At 31.8% G+C, this 19,688-nt stretch carries 23 protein-coding genes; 18 read left to right on the forward strand and 5 right to left on the reverse strand.

Annotated features, from left to right (window positions below; translation table 11 throughout):
• Window positions 1–79: 79 nt before the first annotated feature.
• The gene (locus AC5LXI_RS08100) at window positions 80–1,090 is read left to right on the forward strand and encodes an SDR family oxidoreductase (protein ID WP_493441877.1); all 1,011 of its coding nucleotides are present in this window, start codon (window positions 80–82) and stop codon (window positions 1,088–1,090) included.
• A 140-nt stretch (window positions 1,091–1,230) separates the two neighbouring features.
• Window positions 1,231–1,461, forward strand: a complete 231-nt coding sequence (locus tag AC5LXI_RS08105; protein ID WP_493441878.1) for a hypothetical protein — start codon at window positions 1,231–1,233, stop codon at window positions 1,459–1,461.
• Window positions 1,462–1,639: 178 nt separating this feature from the next.
• Here the strand turns inward: AC5LXI_RS08105 and AC5LXI_RS08110 are convergent, their stop codons facing one another.
• On the reverse strand, window positions 1,640–1,834 hold the full coding sequence (locus AC5LXI_RS08110) for a hypothetical protein (RefSeq protein WP_493441879.1): 195 nt from the start codon (window positions 1,832–1,834) through the stop codon (window positions 1,640–1,642).
• Window positions 1,835–2,029: 195 nt separating this feature from the next.
• Here AC5LXI_RS08110 and AC5LXI_RS08115 point away from each other — a divergent pair, with 195 nt between their 5' ends.
• The 4 genes from AC5LXI_RS08115 to AC5LXI_RS08130 all read left to right on the forward strand — a co-directional run bounded on the left by AC5LXI_RS08115 (window position 2,030) and on the right by AC5LXI_RS08130 (window position 5,240).
• On the forward strand, window positions 2,030–2,230 hold the full coding sequence (locus AC5LXI_RS08115) for a TnsB C-terminal domain-containing protein (RefSeq protein WP_493441880.1): 201 nt from the start codon (window positions 2,030–2,032) through the stop codon (window positions 2,228–2,230).
• A 916-nt stretch (window positions 2,231–3,146) separates the two neighbouring features.
• Window positions 3,147–3,578, forward strand: coding sequence for a hypothetical protein (locus AC5LXI_RS08120; protein ID WP_493441881.1), 432 nt, complete (start codon window positions 3,147–3,149; stop codon window positions 3,576–3,578).
• Between the two features lie 647 nt (window positions 3,579–4,225).
• Window positions 4,226–4,465: a hypothetical protein gene (locus tag AC5LXI_RS08125; RefSeq protein WP_493441882.1), complete on the forward strand. Its 240-nt coding sequence runs from the start codon at window positions 4,226–4,228 to the stop codon at window positions 4,463–4,465.
• On the forward strand, window positions 4,455–5,240 hold the full coding sequence (locus tag AC5LXI_RS08130; RefSeq protein WP_493441883.1) for a sugar kinase: 786 nt from the start codon (window positions 4,455–4,457) through the stop codon (window positions 5,238–5,240). The genes AC5LXI_RS08125 and AC5LXI_RS08130 overlap by 11 nt, the downstream gene beginning before the upstream one ends.
• A gap of 177 nt (window positions 5,241–5,417) precedes the next feature.
• Here AC5LXI_RS08130 and AC5LXI_RS08135 read toward each other — a convergent pair whose 3' ends face one another.
• Window positions 5,418–5,789, reverse strand: a complete 372-nt coding sequence (locus AC5LXI_RS08135) for an EthD domain-containing protein (protein ID WP_493441884.1) — start codon at window positions 5,787–5,789, stop codon at window positions 5,418–5,420.
• A 72-nt stretch (window positions 5,790–5,861) separates the two neighbouring features.
• Between AC5LXI_RS08135 and AC5LXI_RS08140 the strand changes: the two genes are divergently transcribed.
• Together AC5LXI_RS08140 and AC5LXI_RS08145 are read left to right on the forward strand one after the other, a co-directional pair.
• On the forward strand, window positions 5,862–6,209 hold the full coding sequence (locus AC5LXI_RS08140; protein WP_493441885.1) for a MerR family transcriptional regulator: 348 nt from the start codon (window positions 5,862–5,864) through the stop codon (window positions 6,207–6,209).
• 360 nt (window positions 6,210–6,569) lie between these two features.
• A complete protein-coding gene (locus tag AC5LXI_RS08145; protein WP_493441886.1) occupies window positions 6,570–7,094 on the forward strand; it encodes a low molecular weight protein arginine phosphatase in 525 nt (174 codons plus the stop codon).
• 72 nt (window positions 7,095–7,166) lie between these two features.
• Here AC5LXI_RS08145 and AC5LXI_RS08150 read toward each other — a convergent pair whose 3' ends face one another.
• Window positions 7,167–7,916 (reverse strand): glycosyltransferase family 25 protein, encoded by a 750-nt coding sequence (locus AC5LXI_RS08150; protein WP_493441887.1) that lies wholly within the window; start codon window positions 7,914–7,916, stop codon window positions 7,167–7,169.
• A 198-nt stretch (window positions 7,917–8,114) separates the two neighbouring features.
• Here AC5LXI_RS08150 and AC5LXI_RS08155 point away from each other — a divergent pair, with 198 nt between their 5' ends.
• Both AC5LXI_RS08155 and kdgK read left to right on the forward strand, forming a co-directional pair.
• Window positions 8,115–8,585 (forward strand): NanQ anomerase/TabA/YiaL family protein, encoded by a 471-nt coding sequence (locus tag AC5LXI_RS08155; protein WP_493441888.1) that lies wholly within the window; start codon window positions 8,115–8,117, stop codon window positions 8,583–8,585.
• Between the two features lie 27 nt (window positions 8,586–8,612).
• Window positions 8,613–9,551: a 2-dehydro-3-deoxygluconokinase gene (gene kdgK / locus AC5LXI_RS08160; protein ID WP_493441889.1), complete on the forward strand. Its 939-nt coding sequence runs from the start codon at window positions 8,613–8,615 to the stop codon at window positions 9,549–9,551.
• 105 nt (window positions 9,552–9,656) lie between these two features.
• Here kdgK and AC5LXI_RS08165 read toward each other — a convergent pair whose 3' ends face one another.
• A complete protein-coding gene (locus AC5LXI_RS08165; protein ID WP_493441890.1) occupies window positions 9,657–10,394 on the reverse strand; it encodes a cyclase family protein in 738 nt (245 codons plus the stop codon).
• A 324-nt stretch (window positions 10,395–10,718) separates the two neighbouring features.
• Between AC5LXI_RS08165 and uvrA the strand changes: the two genes are divergently transcribed.
• The 8 genes from uvrA (at window position 10,719) to AC5LXI_RS08205 (ending at window position 18,465) form a co-directional block, all read left to right on the forward strand.
• The gene (uvrA, locus tag AC5LXI_RS08170; protein WP_493444278.1) at window positions 10,719–13,547 is read left to right on the forward strand and encodes an excinuclease ABC subunit UvrA; all 2,829 of its coding nucleotides are present in this window, start codon (window positions 10,719–10,721) and stop codon (window positions 13,545–13,547) included.
• 43 nt (window positions 13,548–13,590) lie between these two features.
• Window positions 13,591–14,196 (forward strand): glycerol-3-phosphate 1-O-acyltransferase PlsY, encoded by a 606-nt coding sequence (gene plsY, locus AC5LXI_RS08175; RefSeq protein ID WP_493441891.1) that lies wholly within the window; start codon window positions 13,591–13,593, stop codon window positions 14,194–14,196.
• Window positions 14,197–14,369: 173 nt separating this feature from the next.
• Window positions 14,370–14,975 (forward strand): recombination mediator RecR, encoded by a 606-nt coding sequence (gene recR / locus AC5LXI_RS08180; protein WP_493441892.1) that lies wholly within the window; start codon window positions 14,370–14,372, stop codon window positions 14,973–14,975.
• An 82-nt stretch (window positions 14,976–15,057) separates the two neighbouring features.
• Window positions 15,058–15,876: a pyridoxal phosphatase gene (locus AC5LXI_RS08185; RefSeq protein ID WP_493441893.1), complete on the forward strand. Its 819-nt coding sequence runs from the start codon at window positions 15,058–15,060 to the stop codon at window positions 15,874–15,876.
• 20 nt (window positions 15,877–15,896) lie between these two features.
• Complete coding sequence (gene truC / locus AC5LXI_RS08190) at window positions 15,897–16,607, forward strand: tRNA pseudouridine(65) synthase TruC (protein WP_493441894.1); 711 nt, start codon at window positions 15,897–15,899, stop codon at window positions 16,605–16,607.
• 225 nt (window positions 16,608–16,832) lie between these two features.
• Window positions 16,833–17,246 carry a DUF4878 domain-containing protein gene (locus AC5LXI_RS08195; protein ID WP_493441895.1) on the forward strand — a complete coding sequence of 138 codons (414 nt, stop codon included), beginning with the start codon at window positions 16,833–16,835 and terminating at the stop codon, window positions 17,244–17,246.
• A gap of 123 nt (window positions 17,247–17,369) precedes the next feature.
• The gene (locus tag AC5LXI_RS08200) at window positions 17,370–17,783 is read left to right on the forward strand and encodes a DUF4878 domain-containing protein (RefSeq protein WP_493441896.1); all 414 of its coding nucleotides are present in this window, start codon (window positions 17,370–17,372) and stop codon (window positions 17,781–17,783) included.
• Between the two features lie 163 nt (window positions 17,784–17,946).
• Window positions 17,947–18,465, forward strand: coding sequence for a C40 family peptidase (locus tag AC5LXI_RS08205; RefSeq protein WP_165596300.1), 519 nt, complete (start codon window positions 17,947–17,949; stop codon window positions 18,463–18,465).
• A 152-nt stretch (window positions 18,466–18,617) separates the two neighbouring features.
• Here the strand turns inward: AC5LXI_RS08205 and AC5LXI_RS08210 are convergent, their stop codons facing one another.
• Complete coding sequence (locus tag AC5LXI_RS08210; RefSeq protein ID WP_493441897.1) at window positions 18,618–19,682, reverse strand: tyrosine-protein phosphatase; 1,065 nt, start codon at window positions 19,680–19,682, stop codon at window positions 18,618–18,620.
• Window positions 19,683–19,688 lie beyond the last annotated feature (6 nt).

A 19,688-nucleotide genomic window follows, 5' to 3' on the forward strand; every position in this document is an offset into this window, starting at 1 on the left:
TGTTGAAATACCAAAAGGTATCCAAATACCGTACGGTATTTTATGCCAAAATAGGGCTATTTAATGGAGGATTTTAGCAATGAACGTAGTGTTTGTAACAGGTGCAACAGGATTATTAGGCAGTAGTATTGTAAGAATTTTGATTGATCGCAACATTAAAGTAAAAGTGTTGGCAAGGTCGGTAGAAAAAGCTAAAAAGCAATTTCATAGTCCTTTGGTTGAGATAATTGAGGGCGATATATTAAATATAAAAGGCTTCAGTTCGCATTTAAAAGGATGTGATGCATTATTTCATTGTGCGGCTTTTTTTAGAGATAATTATAATGGTGGTAAGCATTGGGATGAACTTATTAATACGAACGTAAAGGGTACAGAACAAATATTAAAAGCTGCCTATGCAGCAGGAATCCGTAAGGCAGTATATACCTCATCCATTGCAACTTTATGTGGTAAAAAAGGGGAATTAATTAATGAAACCATGCGACGCCCTATAGAAGGTAGTGATAATTATTATAAAAGCAAAATTTTAGCAGAAGAAAAAGTTAAAGAGTTTTTAAGTAATCATCCTGATATGTTTATAACCATTGTATTACCTGGTTGGATGTACGGTCCTTTTGATATGGGCCCAACTTCATCTGGGCAATTAGTATTAGATTATGTTGCTGGAAAAATGCCAGGTATATTACCTGCAAGTTTTTCAGTCGTTGATGCTAGGGATGTTGCAGAACATCATATTGCTTCTTTAGAAAAAGGTAGAAGTGGTGAAAAGTACCTTGCAGCAGGGCGTTATATGGAAATGAAGGATATTTTTAAATTACTTGAAAAAAGCACTGGTGTAAAAATGCCAACTAAGCGTATCCCTTTATGGTTATTAAAGGGTATTGCAATGGGGCAGGAAATTTATCACGTATTTACACGTAAACCTATTTTATTAAGTTATTCGTCCGTGAAGTTGATCGGAAATGAATACAAGCGCACACATTTTAGTCATGAAAAGAGCGCAAAGGAATTAGGCTGTAAATTTAGACCGTTAGATGAAACGTTTAGAGATGTTGTCACTTGGTACAAAGAAAATAATTACATTTCCTAATAATCATTAGGTACCGTTATGACGGATATCATTTCAGGTGGTTAATCTATGGTCTATTACCCATTTTGGGATTGTATTAGGATCAGTTTGTACATACCGTATGTATTACTTCACGGTTAATCTACCCTTACCAAATAGCGATGGGTACTTTTTTATTTTTTAGTTTATATTGCACGCAGTTTATTGGCATAAGTTTTTTGTCTGTTGCTTTGATTTTTATTTTACGCAATAACAGAACTGAGTTGGATAAATTAAGCCTTAATTCACTCATGCTTTTGCCAATTTCCTTTAAGATTTTATGGGTGCCGTTTATTGATAAATATTTAAAACTATCTTCAGTTCATTATCGAAACAGGCTATTGATTGAGTAGTTTATGGTTAAGATGGAAACTTGCGAAGATTAATAGAGCTAGAGTAGAGTGTCAGTTGCTAAAATTATCACTTCTATTTACTCTAACAACGATTTTTAAGCTGATGTTAATCAGGATTTTAGTATAACATCGAGGATTTTTTTAACGGTTTTACTAATTAATATTTATTGCAAGTTTCCTATTTATCAATTAATAAGAAATTTAAATTTTTTCTTCCTTTTGAGGTAATTGTTAATTCACGTTTATTATCTTCTTGTTTAAACCATCCTTGTTGTAGCATTGATTGCAGTATTAAAGTCCCTAAGGTGCCACCAATATGATCCCGATGTTCAGTAAAATCTATACAGCGCTTGCCAACACAAGTTGTAATCATAAATTCATACAGATGTACGTTTAATTAAATTTAACCCCTCAGCTTCAACAAGAAATAATAAAAAAGCTATAGTGCCGACCTTCGTGAGAGTTGGGCACAAGCACTATAGTCACAATACAGTATAACAATTAAAATGAGTTGCACTATTGTGAATTTAAGTTGCTGTGCTTACTACTTAAATCGGCAGATGACGGTATGATTATTTCGTTACTTAAGTCAGACAGATTAGTCCAATACCATGGTTATCCATTAAAAATACGGGTTGATAATGGTGCGGAATTTACCTCAAATAGATTAACAAGCTGGGCAAAATCACATGGAATAACCCTAGATTATATTAAACCTGGTAATTCTTATCAAAACGGCTATATAGAACGATTTAACCGGACATATTGAAAGGAGGTGTTAGATTTGTATTTATTTGAAAATTTGGAATAAGTAAGAAAAATAACCAAAGAGGAGTTAGAGATATATAACACATAAAGACCGTATGAAGCATTAAATAATATGACATCAATTGAATATAGAAATATGAAACAAATAGCATGATTTTCTTTTTGGTTTATCTACACTAACAATAGGGTATTCACAATTGATAATCCAAAAGCGTTTAAATTGTATTATTATGGTACCCAGAAATTGATTTCCGCTTTGGTTATTATTTGAGTGATGAGAACAGAGAAATCCTGTAATATTATTAGTATCAAATCTATTAAAGGAATCTTGCTCAATGGCTTTAATAAGTAACAGTTCTCAAAACCACAATTGATTGATAAATATTGTTTCGTCGATAAAAATAATATTATATAGAATTGTTTGAATGATGAATATTAAAAAAATATTATTTACATAGTGAATTTTAAAATAAATAAGCTATGCAAATATTTAACCAGAAAAATTGATAAATACCTTAATTAAAGTCAAAAATAATAATGAAATTAATATTAACTACTTTTTTGATGATTTTTTTTAGAAATTCATACGCTGAGAAAAAGACATTTAATATCTATTATAATGTCACTAACCACGCCAAATTTTATTCTGAAAATTAAAGAGATATTATTGAACTTTATCAAAATAATAAATTAATCACAAAAATTCCAACTTCTGATGAGGATGGTGGAGATCGTTTCGAGATAATATTAAGCCGCTATGATGATGATAATATTATTAGGATAATTACCATGTAAAGAGTTCAAAGATATTTCTGAGTTATTTAACTCTATAAAAGTATTATTGTAGGTAAAAATCTAGATGGATTAGTGAAAAGAAGAGAAGATGAAGCTAAATTTTTCGAAAAGGGGTTATAGTAATGAAAAAGTTCTTTAATTGTATATTCAAAATATTTGTTATTTTATTGTTTAATTTTAATTATTTACATGCTTTACCTAAAGAAGGAAGTTGGACTGAAGAAATCTATACAGATAGTAATGAAACACCCTATAGTATTTTCTTAATAGAGTTAAAATTTGAGGATAATGACAAAGTTAATGGCGAAGTATGTTCAATTATCCAATATGGTAAAAAAATTGATTGTCCTATTCTTTTTTCTTCTACCTTAAGTGACAATAAAATTGAAGTTCATTTTAATAGTACTTTTGGCGGTATAAATGGTTTAGCGGTTATAACAATTCAAGGTAATAATTTAAGCTGGGATTTAATTAATGCTCCTGAAGGTGAATATTATCTTGTTAAAAAAGCATTATTACTTCCAGAAAAAAGTAATATTAGAAAAGTTTTTTAGACTAAATCGCTAAGGAGATTTTCACTAATTGTTTCCATTTTGATATCAAAAGTATTTACAAAGTTAATAGTATTAATTGCTAACAAATTGGATTAACAGTTATATTATATAGTACAAATTTGATATCGATATCGTAAATAACAGATTGTTTATTATGATTATTTTTAATAAAAGCTATTATTTAAGTTAAATAATAATCTATTGATTATGTTTTATAAAATGGTTACCTATCCATCCGTCAGCTGACTAATCATCTCAGTGTGGATAAATGCATTCTCGATAAATGGACATGAACGGGTATCAAATAAAATTAGCTATTTAAAGTTAGTAATTTAATACCGCCAGATGATAGTTGTATCCCAAAATATTAAAATATTTTATAAGGAAGATTATAAGGATATTACATAAGGAAAAGAATAATTTTTTTATCGCTCATTCCACTATTTCTGGTTAATAATGTTGTTGCCAATAATAAAAAAGAACATATTGATATTAATGCGGTATGGTCAGCCGCTAATCATAGTGGTCCTTTTTGTTACTCTTTACGCTTTATTTATTATCCTAATGGGCAAATAAAACAACAAGGTTGCCAAGGGCATTATAATGCGACAGGTATTTCTGTAGATAATTGGTATGAATATAATTTATTGGGTATGACTGTTCGCACGAATTATTATCATCCTGATGAGTTTGGCAAAAATTATAAGATTATTACAACTTATGATAAGAATGGTAGGGTGTTAACTTGCATTTTGTGTGCAATAAATTTTGTAAAGGCTGATATCGATAACGAAAATAATTTAATTATTAAAGCAGAAAATGGAGATAAGGTTGCTCAGTATTATTTAGCAAATTTGTTGTTATCGAAAAACGTTGATGAAAAATAAAGATCTTTCGATTCACTATGTAGCTGGTTTAGGAACTGATCCTTTTAGTCAAGAGATGCTTGATAGTTGGCAAAAAGAGCATATTTCAACTGATTTAGTACAACGAATGTCTGATAAAATGCCAAGTCTTTATTCGATTGTGACTGATGATCAATGTGAACGTTCTTTTTATTATTGGCGTAATAATGCGGCAGCTAAATTTTGGTTAAAAACAACTGAAACAGTCCAAGTTACTGAGCAAATTGCTAAATGTTATTATGTCTATTTAAGTGGCATTAGTATCGCGATTTTAGATGCAGAAAGTATTATTAAATTATTAGATTTATTAAAACAAGTTAAAGCCAATGGCGGTAAAGTGATTTTTGATAATAACTTCCGTCCACTTTTATGGAGTAGCTTAGATTTAGGACGTAGCGTCTATTCTGACATTTTATCTTTTACTGATATTGCATTTTTAACTCTTGATGATGAAGACTTATTATGGGGTAAATTACTTTATGAACAAATTATTGAGCGCACTAAGAAATTTGGTGTTAACAAAATTGTGATTAAACGTGGCAGGGACAGTTGCATTATTGACTCTTTGGATGGACGTTATGATGTACCCGTTAACAAAATTGCCAAAGAATATGTCATTGATATTACTGCGGCAGGAGATTCATTTAGTGCCGGTTATTTAGTTGCGCGTTTAAGTGATCAGAATCCTTCACAATCAGCAAGCCAAGGTCACTTAGTTGCTGGTACCGTGATTCAGTATATGGCATATCACGAGTAGTATACGACATAAACGGAAAACCACCTGCGGCGACTATAGAGTGAGAGTAAAGATATTATAGTTATTAATTTCTGTTAATCTATATAAAAGCCATTCATTTCAGAATGGCTTTTTTACTTAGAATAAAATTATTAGAATTTAAAATGATAACAATGAATTATAGTAAAGCATGTGCATTTAAATAATCGTTCGTTCTGTTGCATACCAGATTAGCGATTGTGAGTGATCGACAAACTGATTTTCATCTTCTAATAATAATTGGATGGCTCTTTTGGCTTCAGGTGAAGTTCTGATACTTAGCATTTTTTCTTTACTTTGCCAGTAAATTTCAGCCATTCCATCAAAATCAAAAATAGGTGCACCTCTGCTATTACGCATAGCATTTCCCGGTTTTTTATCTTGTAATGGTACACTTTGGACATAATGAAGAATTCCTAGCGCTTCTTTTTGTGAATTAACCAAAGTTGCATGATGGTTACGCCAATAGTCATCAAATTCTTGATAACTTAATGTCTTTTTGCGTTTAACTAACGTAATTAATTTGATCATTTAATATCTCCTTTAATAAATAAAACTATATGGTAAAGTATGACAGTGCTGTTAGAGTCAATAGGAGGTGTTATGAAAATTGGTGAATTATCCAAAATTAGTCAGATTAGTATAAGGATGCTTAGATATTATGAAGAGGCAGGATTGTTGTCTCCAAAACGTACTGTTTCAGGTTATCGTCAGTTTGAAATAGATGACATAGAGCGAGTTAAGTTAATTTATAAGTTAAGTAGTGTCGGATTAACATTAAAAGTGATTCGCAAGATCCTTCCTTGTTGGCAATATCAAAGTAACAAATTTTCTCCTTGTAAAGAGTTTAAAAAAGGCTTGAATGAAACACTTTTAAAACTTGATGAACAAATTGAACTTTTACAGCAAAGTCGTAGTCATTTAATAACTTTGTTAAAGGAAAATAATTAAAATAAGTAAAATTAAGATTGTTTAAATAGGCTTTCAATCGTCAAATGCTAAAATTAAAGTGGGAATATAACCTAAACTTAATAGATATTGGGGAAGCTAATCCTTCGCAGAGTAGGGGTATTGTTTATCATTTTAATTACAACGATATTGATAAAAATTATGGGTAGTTTTCTTTTAATAATCCCATTATATCACTAGACAGTGGTTATCTTTATTTATTTTTGTAGATTAAAGATTTTCCAAATAATGAAGTAAATAGAATGATATAAGCCAATAAGCATTGAAGTAAAATTAATTAGGATTTAACATTATTTTTGTTATTATAAAATCTATTATTTGGTTAATTATTAAGGTAACAATATGTTTAATTTAAAAAAATATTTAGTTGGTTTATTGGCATTGTTTAGTGCTTCTTGTTTTGCTCTCGACCACGTTGTTACTTTTGTTTGTACTGGTAACACCGGCCGTAGCCCTATGGCCGAAGCATTAGCTAAGGATTATGTCAACAAACATAATCTCAATATTGAGGTTCAATCACGAGGTGTTAATGTTGAACCAAATGAATTAACTCCAGAAGAAGGTACAGTTAAAGTATTAAAAGATAGAAATATTGATATATCGTCACATAAAGCAACACAATTAGTTAAAGAAGATATCGATAAATCAGAATATTTACTGACAATGACGCAAAAACATAAAGATAAAATTTTAGGTTTATTCCCAGAATCGAAAGATAAAGTATTTACATTATCTGAATTTGCCACAGGTAAAAATGAAGATCTTTCTGACCCATACAAATTACCATTATCTGCTTATATTAAAGTAGAAAAACAATTAGATGAATTTTTACCATTGGCATTGGATAAAATTGCTAAAGAGAAATAATTTGATCTATTTTTTTATTAATTATTAATCTAAAAATCTTAACCCGCCTAGCGGGTTTTTCATTGAAGAAATTTAATCAACATAATATTTAGTTTTTTCGAATTTCTTTAATATTATTTTCCAAAGCAAGTAAAATATTAGTCTTTTTTTGACATCTTTTTTAAAGATAGCTTTTCTGTATTTTGAACGTTGTTTAATTAATAAAGCTCTATCAGCATCAATCGAAGAGTTTAAATTATAATCTTTAGTTACCTCGATCAAATGGGGTATTAAACCGTATATCTTTATGCCGGCACATAATCTAAATACTTTAAAAATATCTGCTTCATATCGAATAGGATATAAAAAGTTGATTAATTTTCTTGCTGCGTCATTTGTGATTATATATCCATTTGCTCTCACTGCTTTAGTGATTTCATATAATTCAAAATCGCCAATCTTAACTTTTTTATTCATCAGATAATAAAAATCAGCAGTAAGTAGATAAATTCCGTGTTTGAAATTTTTCTCTTCAAAACTTTTCAAAAATTTGGGTACTTCTGTTTTTAATACAGAATCATCTTCTAGAATTAAGGCATATGGCAGGTTATTATCGATAATTTCTTTATAAACACTTATATGACTTAGTGCACAGCCAATTTCACCTTTAGTTAGATAATTGTTAGGATAATCGCTGGAAATGCTCCGAATGTAATCATCAGATAATTGATAACCATCAATAGCTTTAATAAATTGGTAATCTAGATCTAAACTTTGACATATTTTTTCAATATTAGCTTTTTTTAATGGTTGTCTTTCTAAATTTATAATAAATGTTTTCATTTGTTCCTTTTCCTTATTCTTCTAATTATAACATGTCAAAAAAGTCATAAAAAGTAGCAATAGTTATTAACAAATGATCTACAAAAAAATATCGCTTGAGTATATACTCTTGCCTAAAGATTTTATGCTTCCAAAGTTATAGATAGAAGAGTATAAAAATAGTTATTGCATCAATTTATCTGTTAAGGACCGTTAAGTATGATTTTAGGTAATATTAATCATTTGGATTTAATTCCATATTTGCCTACCAAGATTAAACAATCAATTGAATATGTAAAAGACAACGTTAATAGCAATACACCAGCTAGTCGCTATGATATTGATGGCGATAATATGTTCTTTGTCGTGTCGGATAATTCATTAAGATATATTCATGAAGCCAATCCTGAGTATCATAAGAAGTATATCGATGTACAGATTGTTTTAGATGGTCAAGAAGGGATGGCTATTTCTACTCTGCCTCCGCATACGCAGGTTTTAGATGATAAAATAGCAGAAAATGATATTGCTTTTATCAAAACACCTAACGAAGAAACTATGTTAGTTTTACAGAAAGACGATTTTATTGTATTTTTACCGAATGAAGTACACAAACCGCTTTGTGCTGTTGACAATAAGATTGCAACAGTTCGGAAAGTTGTGGTAAAAATCGCATTAGATTATTTATAAATAGAAGTAAGGATTTTAGGTAGCACTATGACAACAAAAATCGCTGTTATTGGCGAATGTATGATTGAACTTTCGATAAAACAAGATTCAACAACTCGTAGCTTTGGAGGGGATACTCTAAATACGTCAGTTTATTTATCTCGTTTATTAAAAAATAAAGATTTTTCGATTCACTATGTAACTGGTTTAGGAACTGATCCTTTTAGTCAAGAGATGCTTGATAGCTGGCAAAAAGAGCATGTTTCAACTGATTTAGTACAAAGAATGTCTAATAAAATGCCAGGGCTTTACTCGATTGTGACTGATGATCAAGGTGAGCGCTCTTTTTATTATTGGCGTAATGATGCGGCAGCTAAATTTTGGTTAAAAACAGCTGAAACAGCCCAAGTTACTGAGCAAATCGCTAGATGTGATTATGTTTATTTAAGCGGTATTAGTATCGCAATTTTAGATGCAGAAAGTATCGTTAAATTATTAGCGTTATTAAAACAAGTTAAGGCGAATGGTGGTAAAGTTATTTTTGATAATAATTTCCGTCCTCGTTTATGGAGTAGCTTAGATTTAGCTCGTAGCGTTTATTCTGATATTTTGTCATACACTGATATTGCCTTTTTAACTTTAGATGATGAAGATCTATTATGGGGTAAATTACCTTATGAACAAGTTATCGAGCGTACTAAAAACTTTGGTGTTTCAGAAATTGTAATAAAACGTGGTAGTGATAGTTGTATCATTGATTCATTGGAAGGTCGTTTTGACGTTCCAGCTAACAAAATTGCTAAAGAAGATGTTATCGATACAACAGCTGCCGGTGATTCATTTAGTGCTGGTTATTTAGCTGCTCGTTTAAGCGGTAAAACTCCTTCACAATCAGCCAGTCAAGGTCATTTAGTTGCCGGAACTGTGATTCAGTATCGTGGTGCTATAATCCCTTTGGACGCTACACCGAAATTAATTGAGAATTAATAAATAAAACGGTCATGATGACCGTTTTTTATTGCAAATCAATATTTGCCGAAACATTATCCCTTAATATCTAACCAAAATAGATAGTAGGGCATGATGAATAGATTAAGGTAATATTGCAAAAGAACGAACCGGAAAACCAGATGCATTATTAGGTTTGGCTACAATATTAAAGATAACCGCTCCTTTAGCAGGCAGTTGATCTAAATTGGTCATTAACTCAACTTGATAAGTATCTTGCTCTAAAACATAGTATTCGCCTTTTAAAGCATTATTTTCTCTATATGCTTTGGCCGAATCAGTATCAAAAGTTTCATGACCAATAGCTTTAATTTTTCGTTCCTCAAATAAAAATTTCAGTGCATCAAGTCCCCATCCCGGAATTTGATTATTCCCATCAGCATCTTTGTTTTCCATTGCCGTTTGTGATGGCCATTTTTTACTCCAATCTGTTCGTAATGCAACAAAGCTACCCGCTTCAATTTGTCCATGTTGCTTTTCAAAGCTTAATACGTCTGCTACTGAAAAAGAGAAATTAGGATCTTGTTGTGCTCGTTGCGATTGGTCGATAACAATTAACGGTAATACTAGTTCTTGTAATTGTAATTCATGCAAATAGCGAGTGTTAGGCACAAAATGAATAGGCGCATCTAAGTGAGTGCCATATTGCCCAGCAAAACTAAAGTTTTGTGCCAAAAAGCCATCATTATGATCAAACAGCGTTTTGATTTCGGCTGGATTAAACATAAAAAAATGTGGTGAATTGTGATCAAATGTATGGGTTAAATCAATCCATTTTTTTGATTTTAATAAATTTAAAGCTTGTAATACATCATTATTCAAAACTAATCCTCACACTTTAAAACACGATTATTTTTTTATTGTAAAATAGCTATATTTTGTAAACAAATAATTTTAAGTTATAGGAATATATTTTTTAGTACTAAGATCTATTTAGAAAAATTTTGAGGAACGGGGTTTTTGAATGAGTAAAAAATGCTTTATTTTTATTATTTAATGAACAAATTTGGTTTATATTATTGAAATTCTAATAACCGACCCTATTGAGCTATATAGTTGTATATTTAATCACTCCATACTGGTATAATATACAGTTAATTTTTTGTCAATTTATCTAAACACTCATATAAGAAGAGATCTATGTCAATTAAAGATATCGATATTCGTGGTGCAAGAACACACAACTTAAAAAATATCAATGTAGTTATCCCAAGAGATAAATTGGTGGTAATTACAGGTCTGTCTGGTTCTGGTAAATCATCACTAGCGTTTGATACCTTATATGCTGAAGGTCAAAGACGATATGTTGAGTCGTTATCAGCTTATGCTCGTCAATTTTTATCACTAATGGAAAAACCTGATGTTGATCATATTGAAGGCTTATCGCCAGCTATTTCAATTGAGCAAAAATCAACATCACATAATCCGCGATCAACAGTCGGCACAATCACCGAAATTTATGACTATTTACGTCTGTTATTTGCTCGAATTGGTGAGCCACGTTGTCCAAATCATAATTTACCATTAGCTGCGCAAACGGTTTCGCAAATGGTTGACAGTATTATGGCATTACCTTCAGAAAATCGTTATATGTTACTTGCGCCGGTGGTTACTGAGCGTAAGGGTGAGTTTGTGAAATTATTCGAACAACTTGCTGCTAGCGGTTATATTCGCGTTCGGGTTGATGGTGATGTTTATGATCTTTCCGATCCTCCGACACTTGAACTACAGAAAAAACATACTATTGAAGTGGTGGTGGATCGTTTTCGTATTCGTGATGATTTGAAACTACGCTTAGCTGAATCAATTGAAACGGTACTTTCAATTACCAATGGTATTGTTAAAGTCGCGAATTTGGATGATCCCAAAGCCGAAGAACATCTATTCTCTGCCAATTTTGCTTGTCCAATATGTGGCTATAGTATTTCTGAACTTGAACCAAGATTGTTTTCATTTAACAATCCTGCTGGTGCTTGTCCTGAATGTGATGGTTTAGGGGTACAACAATATTTTGATCCAAAACGTGTTGTACAAATGCCAGAAGTTTCTTTAGCTGCAGGCGCGATTAAAGGTTGGGATAGACGTAATTTCTATTACTTTCAGATGTTAAAATCGTTAGCTGAACACTATAAATTTGATATCGATCAACCATATCAAAAATTACCTGAAAAAGTAAAAAATATTTTATTAAATGGTTCAGGTGGTGACGAAATACAATTTGTTTACACTAATGATCGTGGTGATGTTGTAAAGCGTAAACATGCTTTTGAAGGTATTATCAATAATCTTTCTCGTCGCTATAAAGAAACCGATTCGCAAACTATTCGTGAAGAGTTAGCTAAATATATTAGCCATCGACCTTGCCCATGTTGTGAAGGCTCAAGGTTATGTAAAACAGCTCGACATGTATTTATTAACGATACTAATTTACCAACTATTAGTAATTTAAGTACCCAACAAGCGAAGGACTTTTTTGATAAGTTAACATTGACCGGACAACGGGCGCAAATAGCTGAAAAGATTTTAAAAGAAATTAATGATCGGCTGCAATTTTTGATTAATGTCGGTTTAAATTATTTAACTTTATCTCGTTCTGCTGAAACCTTATCGGGTGGTGAAGCGCAACGTATCCGGCTGGCTAGCCAAATTGGTGCAGGGCTTGTTGGTGTGATGTATGTTCTTGACGAACCGTCGATTGGTTTACATCAACGTGATAATAGTCGCTTAATTGATACATTGACTCACTTACGCGATTTAGGTAATACCGTTATTGTCGTTGAACATGATGAAGAAGCGATTATGGCTGCTGATTATGTTATTGATATCGGTCCTGGCGCAGGTGTTCATGGTGGTGAAGTTGTTGCACAAGGTACGCCACAACAGATTATGCAATGTAAAAATTCATTAACGGGTAAATACCTTTCTGGTGAAGAAAAAATTGAAATTCCTGATGAGCGAACCAAAATCGATAAGAAAAAAATGTTATCAGTAATTGGTGCGACGGGAAATAATCTTAAAAATGTTACTTTGAATATCCCAGTTGGCTTATTTACCTGTATTACTGGTGTCTCTGGTTCGGGTAAATCAACTTTGATTAATGATACTTTGTATCCTTTAGCCCAAAATGAACTTAATGGTGCGGAAAAAAGTGACATTGCGCCTTATGAAGCAATCAAAGGATTAAATTATTTTGATAAAGTTATCGCAATTGATCAGAGCCCTATAGGTCGAACACCACGTTCAAACCCTGCTACATACACAGGCTTTTTTACTTCGATTCGTGAACTTTATGCCGGTGTGCCAGAAGCTAGAGCACGAGGTTATAATCCAGGAAGGTTTAGTTTTAATGTCAAAGGTGGACGCTGTGAAGCTTGTCAAGGTGATGGTTTAATAAAAGTCGAAATGCACTTTTTACCCGATATCTATGTACCTTGTGATCAGTGTCATGGTGCAAGATATAATCGTGAAACATTAGAGATTAAATATAAAGGTAAATCGATTAATGAAATCTTAAATATGACGGTTGAAGAAGGGCGAGAGTTCTTTGATGCAGTACCTATGATTTCACGTAAATTACAGACTTTAATTGATGTTGGTCTTGCTTATATTACCATTGGTCAGTCAGCAACTACTTTATCTGGTGGTGAAGCACAACGGGTAAAACTTGCAAAAGAATTATCTAAGCGCGATACTGGTAGCACACTTTATATACTTGATGAACCAACTACAGGTTTACATTTTGCCGATGTAAAACAATTACTTGCTCAATTACACTCTTTAAGAGACAAGGGCAATACTATCGTAGTGATTGAACACAATTTAGATGTTGTCAAAACTGCTGATTGGATTGTCGATCTAGGTCCTGAAGGTGGTAATGGTGGTGGTGAAATCATTGCAGAAGGTACACCTGAAGATGTTGCAAAATCGAAAAAATCCTATACTGGACAATATTTAAAACCATTATTGGAAAAATAATAAATACTTGTATCATAAACAAATTAACCATAGGAGAGGCATTTTGACATTACAAATTATATTAATGATCATTATTGCTTATCTCTGTGGTTCACTTTCAGGTGCTATGATTATTTGCCATTTGATGAAGCTACACAATCCTTCTTTATGTGGTTCACATAATCCTGGCGCAACTAATGTATTAAGGATTAATGGGCGATTACCCGCTGTTTTTGTTTTAATCTTTGATATGTTAAAAGGTGTTATTCCTGTCTATATCGCATATCGGCTTGGAATATCACCTTTCTTTTTAGGTATTATTGGTATTTCGGCTTGTCTTGGGCACATTTTTCCGTGTTTTTTTCATTTTCGCGGCGGAAAAGGTGTAGCAACTGCGTTAGGCATGATGGCACCTATTGGGCTTGATTTTACTGCTTGTTTTCTTTTGACGTGGTTTTTAGTGTTAATTATAACGGGTTATTCTTCCGTTGCAGCAATAGTAGGTTTTCTTTTTGCGCCTTTATATGTATGGTTATTTAAACCAGAATTGACATTACCTGTGACAATGCTTTCATGCCTAATTATTGTTCGTCATAGTAGTAATATTATGCGATTGGTGAAAGGTGACGAGCCAAAAAGTTTTTGTCGTCGCAGTAAAAAAACAAACTAATTAAATATTCATCTTGATATATTTTAATATTTCAATCATTAATAATTGCAATGATTAAAATTAAAAAATTATAATAATCAAGTTTAAATTGAGGTTATAGCGTTTTTTTGTTTTATAGACAAATGAAACAAGGTATTATTATTATTTAATCATTTTAACTATGTGGTTAATTCATGCAAATCAGTCCGTTACTAGATTCACTTATTAGTGCACTTCGCTGTTTACCAGGGGTTGGTCCAAAGTCAGCACAACGAATGGCTTATCATCTATTACAACGCAATCGTCAAGCTGGTCTCCATTTAGCTCAACAATTAAATGAGGCTATGAATCACATTGGTCATTGTAGAGCGTGTCGAACTTTTACTGAACAAACTATCTGCAATATTTGTGCAAATGTTCGTCGACAAAGTAGTGACCAACTTTGTGTGGTTGAATCGCCAGCAGATATTTTTGCTATTGAACAAACTGGGCAGTATAGTGGTCGTTATTTCGTTTTACTTGGTCATCTATCACCACTTGATGGTATTGGTCCGAGTGATATTGGGTTGGATTTATTAAAAAACAGACTAGAGTCAGAATCAATTAGTGAAGTTATTTTAGCAACCAATCCCACTGTTGAAGGTGATGCCACTGCTAATTATATTGCTCAAATTTGCAATGAATTTAATATTGTTGCAACTCGTATAGCACACGGTGTACCTGTGGGGGGAGAGCTTGAAATGGTTGATGGTACAACTTTGTCGCATTCATTTGTTGGTCGCCAAAAGATAGATTTTTAGTTTTGATTGTTAGCTAATAATTCAAAACAATTTATTTATTAAATATTAGTATGCATTGATAAGAAATAGAAAGAGAGAACTTATGAAATATAAAGCAGTTGCATTTGATATGGATGGTACATTACTTACTAGTAATCGTTTAGTCCTTCCTGAAACAGTCGATATGATAAAAAAAATTAGAGATAAAGGAATAAAAGTGATTTTGGTTTCAGGTCGTCATCATACCGCTATTTATCCGTACTACCATCAATTAAAGTTATCAACCCCTGCAATTTGTTGTAACGGAACTTATCTATACGATTTTGAAAAGCAGCAGAACTTTGCTGCAAAACCAATGACCAAGCAACAAGCAAGAGCACTGTTGGATTTAGTCAACCAATATGGCATTCATACCTTAATTTATACTGATCAGTTTATGACGTATGAAGTTCTTGATGATCATTTAGACGGTTTTTTTCAATGGGTAAAATCATTACCTGAATTTTTACAACCAGAAGTTAAAAAAGTCGATGATTTCAAAAAACTTATAGAACGGGCTAATATAATTTTTAAATTTGCGACTAGTAGTCATGATATTTCTGCATTAAAGCAATTTTCAAATGCCGTTGATGCGTTAGGCGAGTTTTCTTGTGAATGGTCATGGTCAAATCGTGCTGATGTGGCAGTAAAAGGTAATACTAAAGGGAATGGATTAAAACATTGGGCTAACTATGAACACATCAAGTTAAGCGAAATCGTTGCGTTTGGTGATAGTTATAATGATATCAGTATGTTAACTCTTGCTGGATTAGGTATCGCAATGGGTAATGCGGAAGAGCAAGTCAAAGAGAAGGCGAATTATGCAATTGGTGATAATAACAGCCCGAGTATTGCCACTGAACTTGAAAAAATATTTTTATAATTAGAGATAATAATTTTAAGATGGTTTTTGAAGTTCTCTATAAAGACAATGATTTAGTTGCAGTCAACAAGCCAGAAGGGTGGTTAGTCCATCGCAGTTGGCTAGATAAAAATGAAACTGTCGTTGTAATGCAAACGTTGCGTGATCAAATTGGACAACATGTTTATCCTATCCACCGTTTAGATCGACCAACCTCTGGTGTATTAGTTTTTGCCTTATCTAGCGATATTGCTCGTTTATTGTCACAACAGTTTGCGGAAAAACAGATCGAAAAAACTTATCATGCTATTGTGCGAGGTTATATTGATGGTGAAGCTACCATTGACTATCCATTAGTTGAAGAGTTAGATAAAATTGCTGATAAATTTGCCAACAAAGATAAACCTGCTCAAGAAGCAATAACCTTTTATAAAGGCATTAGTAAAATAGAATTACCTATTGCCGTAGGCAAATATCAAACAGCTAGGTACAGTTTTGTTGAGTTAAAACCGCAGACCGGTCGAAAACATCAATTACGTCGCCATTTAAAACATATTTTCCATCCAATTATTGGTGATAGTAAACATGGTGATCTCCATCAAAATCGTGCTTTTAATCATTATTTCGATATTAAACGTCTTATGTTACATGCTAGCACTATCAAAATGATGCACCCAGTCACCCATGAACCATTAACTATCCATGCAAATTTAAGCGAAGAGTGGTTAACAGTATTAAAAAATTTTAGATAAAGTTAATGACTTTATTGATAATTAATTTAAATTTATTAGTGGTATTTGATTTTTTATGTGCAAAACAAATTTTATTGCATTATTGATTTAGTTACTATAACCTTAAGCCGCATATCTAAATATTAAACAATATCTGCAGAGTACTTATCACCATACTTTCAAAATATTGTTAACATTTTCAAGTATTAATAATAGTTAAATTTAGTAAATTATTTAGGAAAAACAATGAAACGATTAACTCAGTATGTAAGTATCATCTTTTTAACTTTATTCGCTATCGCATGTTCATCAGGTGAAAGTTCACCAGAAAAAGTCGCAGAAAAGTATGTATCAGTCATGTATAGTGGTGATGCTGATGCAATAATAAAAATGATTTATATTCCAGATGAAGGAAAATCTTCGGATGCGAGCACGATGATTAAGGGTAAATTGCAAGATGCAACAATAAGAGCCAAAGCTTATGCTGAGCAACACGGTGGTATTGCTAAAGTTGAATATCAACCAACTAAATATCTAAATGATGATAAAAGTCGTGCTATTATTGATATAAATGTAATCTTCAAAGATAATACCAATAAAAATGAAGATCTTAAATTAACCAAAGTTGATGGAAATTGGTTTATTGAAGTAGGTTTTTAGTTTTAAATATAATATATTACTAGTCGTCTAAATATAAAAAAGGGTAAAGTCGCTTTTACTCTTTTTTGTTGTTCAATCAGCATACCAATTTATTGGATAAAAAATCAAAAAAGGAAATAAAATATGAAATTATTAGTTAAATTTTTAAGTGTGTTTTTATTAGCATTAGTTGTTACAGCCTGTTCTTCAGATGATAATACACCTGAAGTGGTTGCAGAGAAATTTATTAAAGATTCTTATAGTGGCGATATTGATGGTATTCTTGATGCTTTATATATTCCTGATGATTTAAAAACTAATGGTGTAGATATTAAAGTATTAATGAAAAGTAAAATGAAAGTTGCTATCGATCAAGCTATTGCCACGGCAAAACAAAATGGCGGTTTTGATCGAGTCGAATTATCTTCGCCTGAATATAATAATGATAAAACTCAAGCTACTATCAAGACAACCGTTATTTTTAAAGATGGAACTAAGAATAATTCAGCATTATCATTAATCAAAGTTGATGGTAAATGGTTAATTAATATAAAATAATTCTTATAATTATTTGATAACCTAAAGAGGTGATTCTATCCTTTTTAGGTTATAGATCACCAATTTAAATTTTATGAAATTTTCCTTTTATATTTTTATTTTTTTCCTCTTTATCAAAAATCCAGTTTATGCTCAAGAATTAGCAAATTCAGATAATTCCCATATGGAAAAGACTTCATTAATTAATGTTGGTGATTGGATTTTTCGTAGTGGTGTTCAGACAGATAGTTTTATCGTTAAAAAACTTGATGGTGGTATATTTTCTCATATAGGCATGGTTGTCGCGATTGAACCGGAAATAAAAGTTATTCATGCCACGACAACTGATGATGAGAATATTCCAAATCAAGTTATTATTTCAAGTTTGGCTGATTTTACTGCTCCAGAGTTGGCTGAGAAATATGCCATAGCGCGACCAAACTTTTTAACAGATGAGCAAAAGTTACAAATTATTGCCGAGTTGTTAACTAAACAAGGAGAAGAGTTTAAACTTGCTTCTCGTGAGGAAGATCATCTATATTGCACAACGTTATTGTATGACGTTATTATCAAATATAAATCTGATTTTAACCCAGAATGGAAATATGCTAATTTTCCTTTATTGCGTGGTCATTATCTATTTCCGAGCGCTTTTGCCAATTATTCAGATGTTACTTGGATATATAGTTATCCGGAAAACTAACTAAGTAATTGCTGGAAGGTTTATAACAAAATCAAGATTAATTAATCACGATTCAGTGCATTTATGATTAAAAATTTGCCTTTGGCTAAAGACTAAAGTGGTTCTAAAAAAAGCGTAATGGGTCATTACGCTTTTTGATTAAGGGTATTAAGTTAGGATTCTAAATAAATAGCCCGCATTTTTTCGAAATCTTGAACGGTGAAACCAAGTTCTTGTTTAATGTAATTGCTTGGTGTTCCAGCAACTTTTTTCATCGTATTGAGTATTTCTAATACGAAACTTTCACGAGTATCAATTAGACTTAGCAGATACCCTAAAACATCCTCATTATCAGTTATTTTTCGATAAGCTTCCATTTTGATTTTATTGCGCTCTAAACGGTTATCATGAGTTAGCATATAATCATAAATAATATCTGACTCAGATACACCTAACATTATCTGAATAAGTAATACGCCATAGCCAGTCCTATCTTTACCACCACGACAGTGTTGAATACTTGGACTATTGTGGCCATCTAATACCACTCTTAGCATTTGTCGATAAGCATTTTTTGACTTTTCACTCAAGACAAAGTTACGATATTGTTCAAGAACTTGGGTGCCTTCGCCATTGACTAATTCTTTCGGAATATCTCTTAACACACTCTCAATTAAAGCTTGATCTTCATTGCTTGGCTCGGCTGCAAATTGAGCTGCAAGTTCTGCTGTTTGTGCTGAAGCATCAAAATTAAAGGTTTGCTTTTCACCAATTGAAGAATTTGGACTAGTTTTAATTTCATTTTCACAACGATAATCTATAATTGTTTGGATGTTTAATGTTTTAATATATTGTTGTGCATCTGGTTTTAAACCATGAAGATGATTAGAACGGTATAATAATCCCCATTTTACCCGTTTCCCATTTGCACCAATATAACCACCAAAATCACGGAAATTATTTAGACCTGTAATTGGTAAAGTTCGTTCAGCAACTAAATATGAGAAATCATTACCAATTTGTAAAATCAGATAAATACGACGTTTCGCTTGTAAAGGATCTTCAAAACTAAACGGCGATTTTATATCTTCACTGATTAATGTTTTATTTGTTGTATTAACATTTGCTTCTTCTGTCCAGTATAAATCTACACGATGATTCGAATTGTTTTCAAATGAGACAGTTAATTGACCTTGCTTATTTCGATTTAATGAAGCTGTTTTAATTTTAACTACCATATTTAT

This window comes from Gilliamella sp. LMG 34361 (assembly GCF_984569075.1).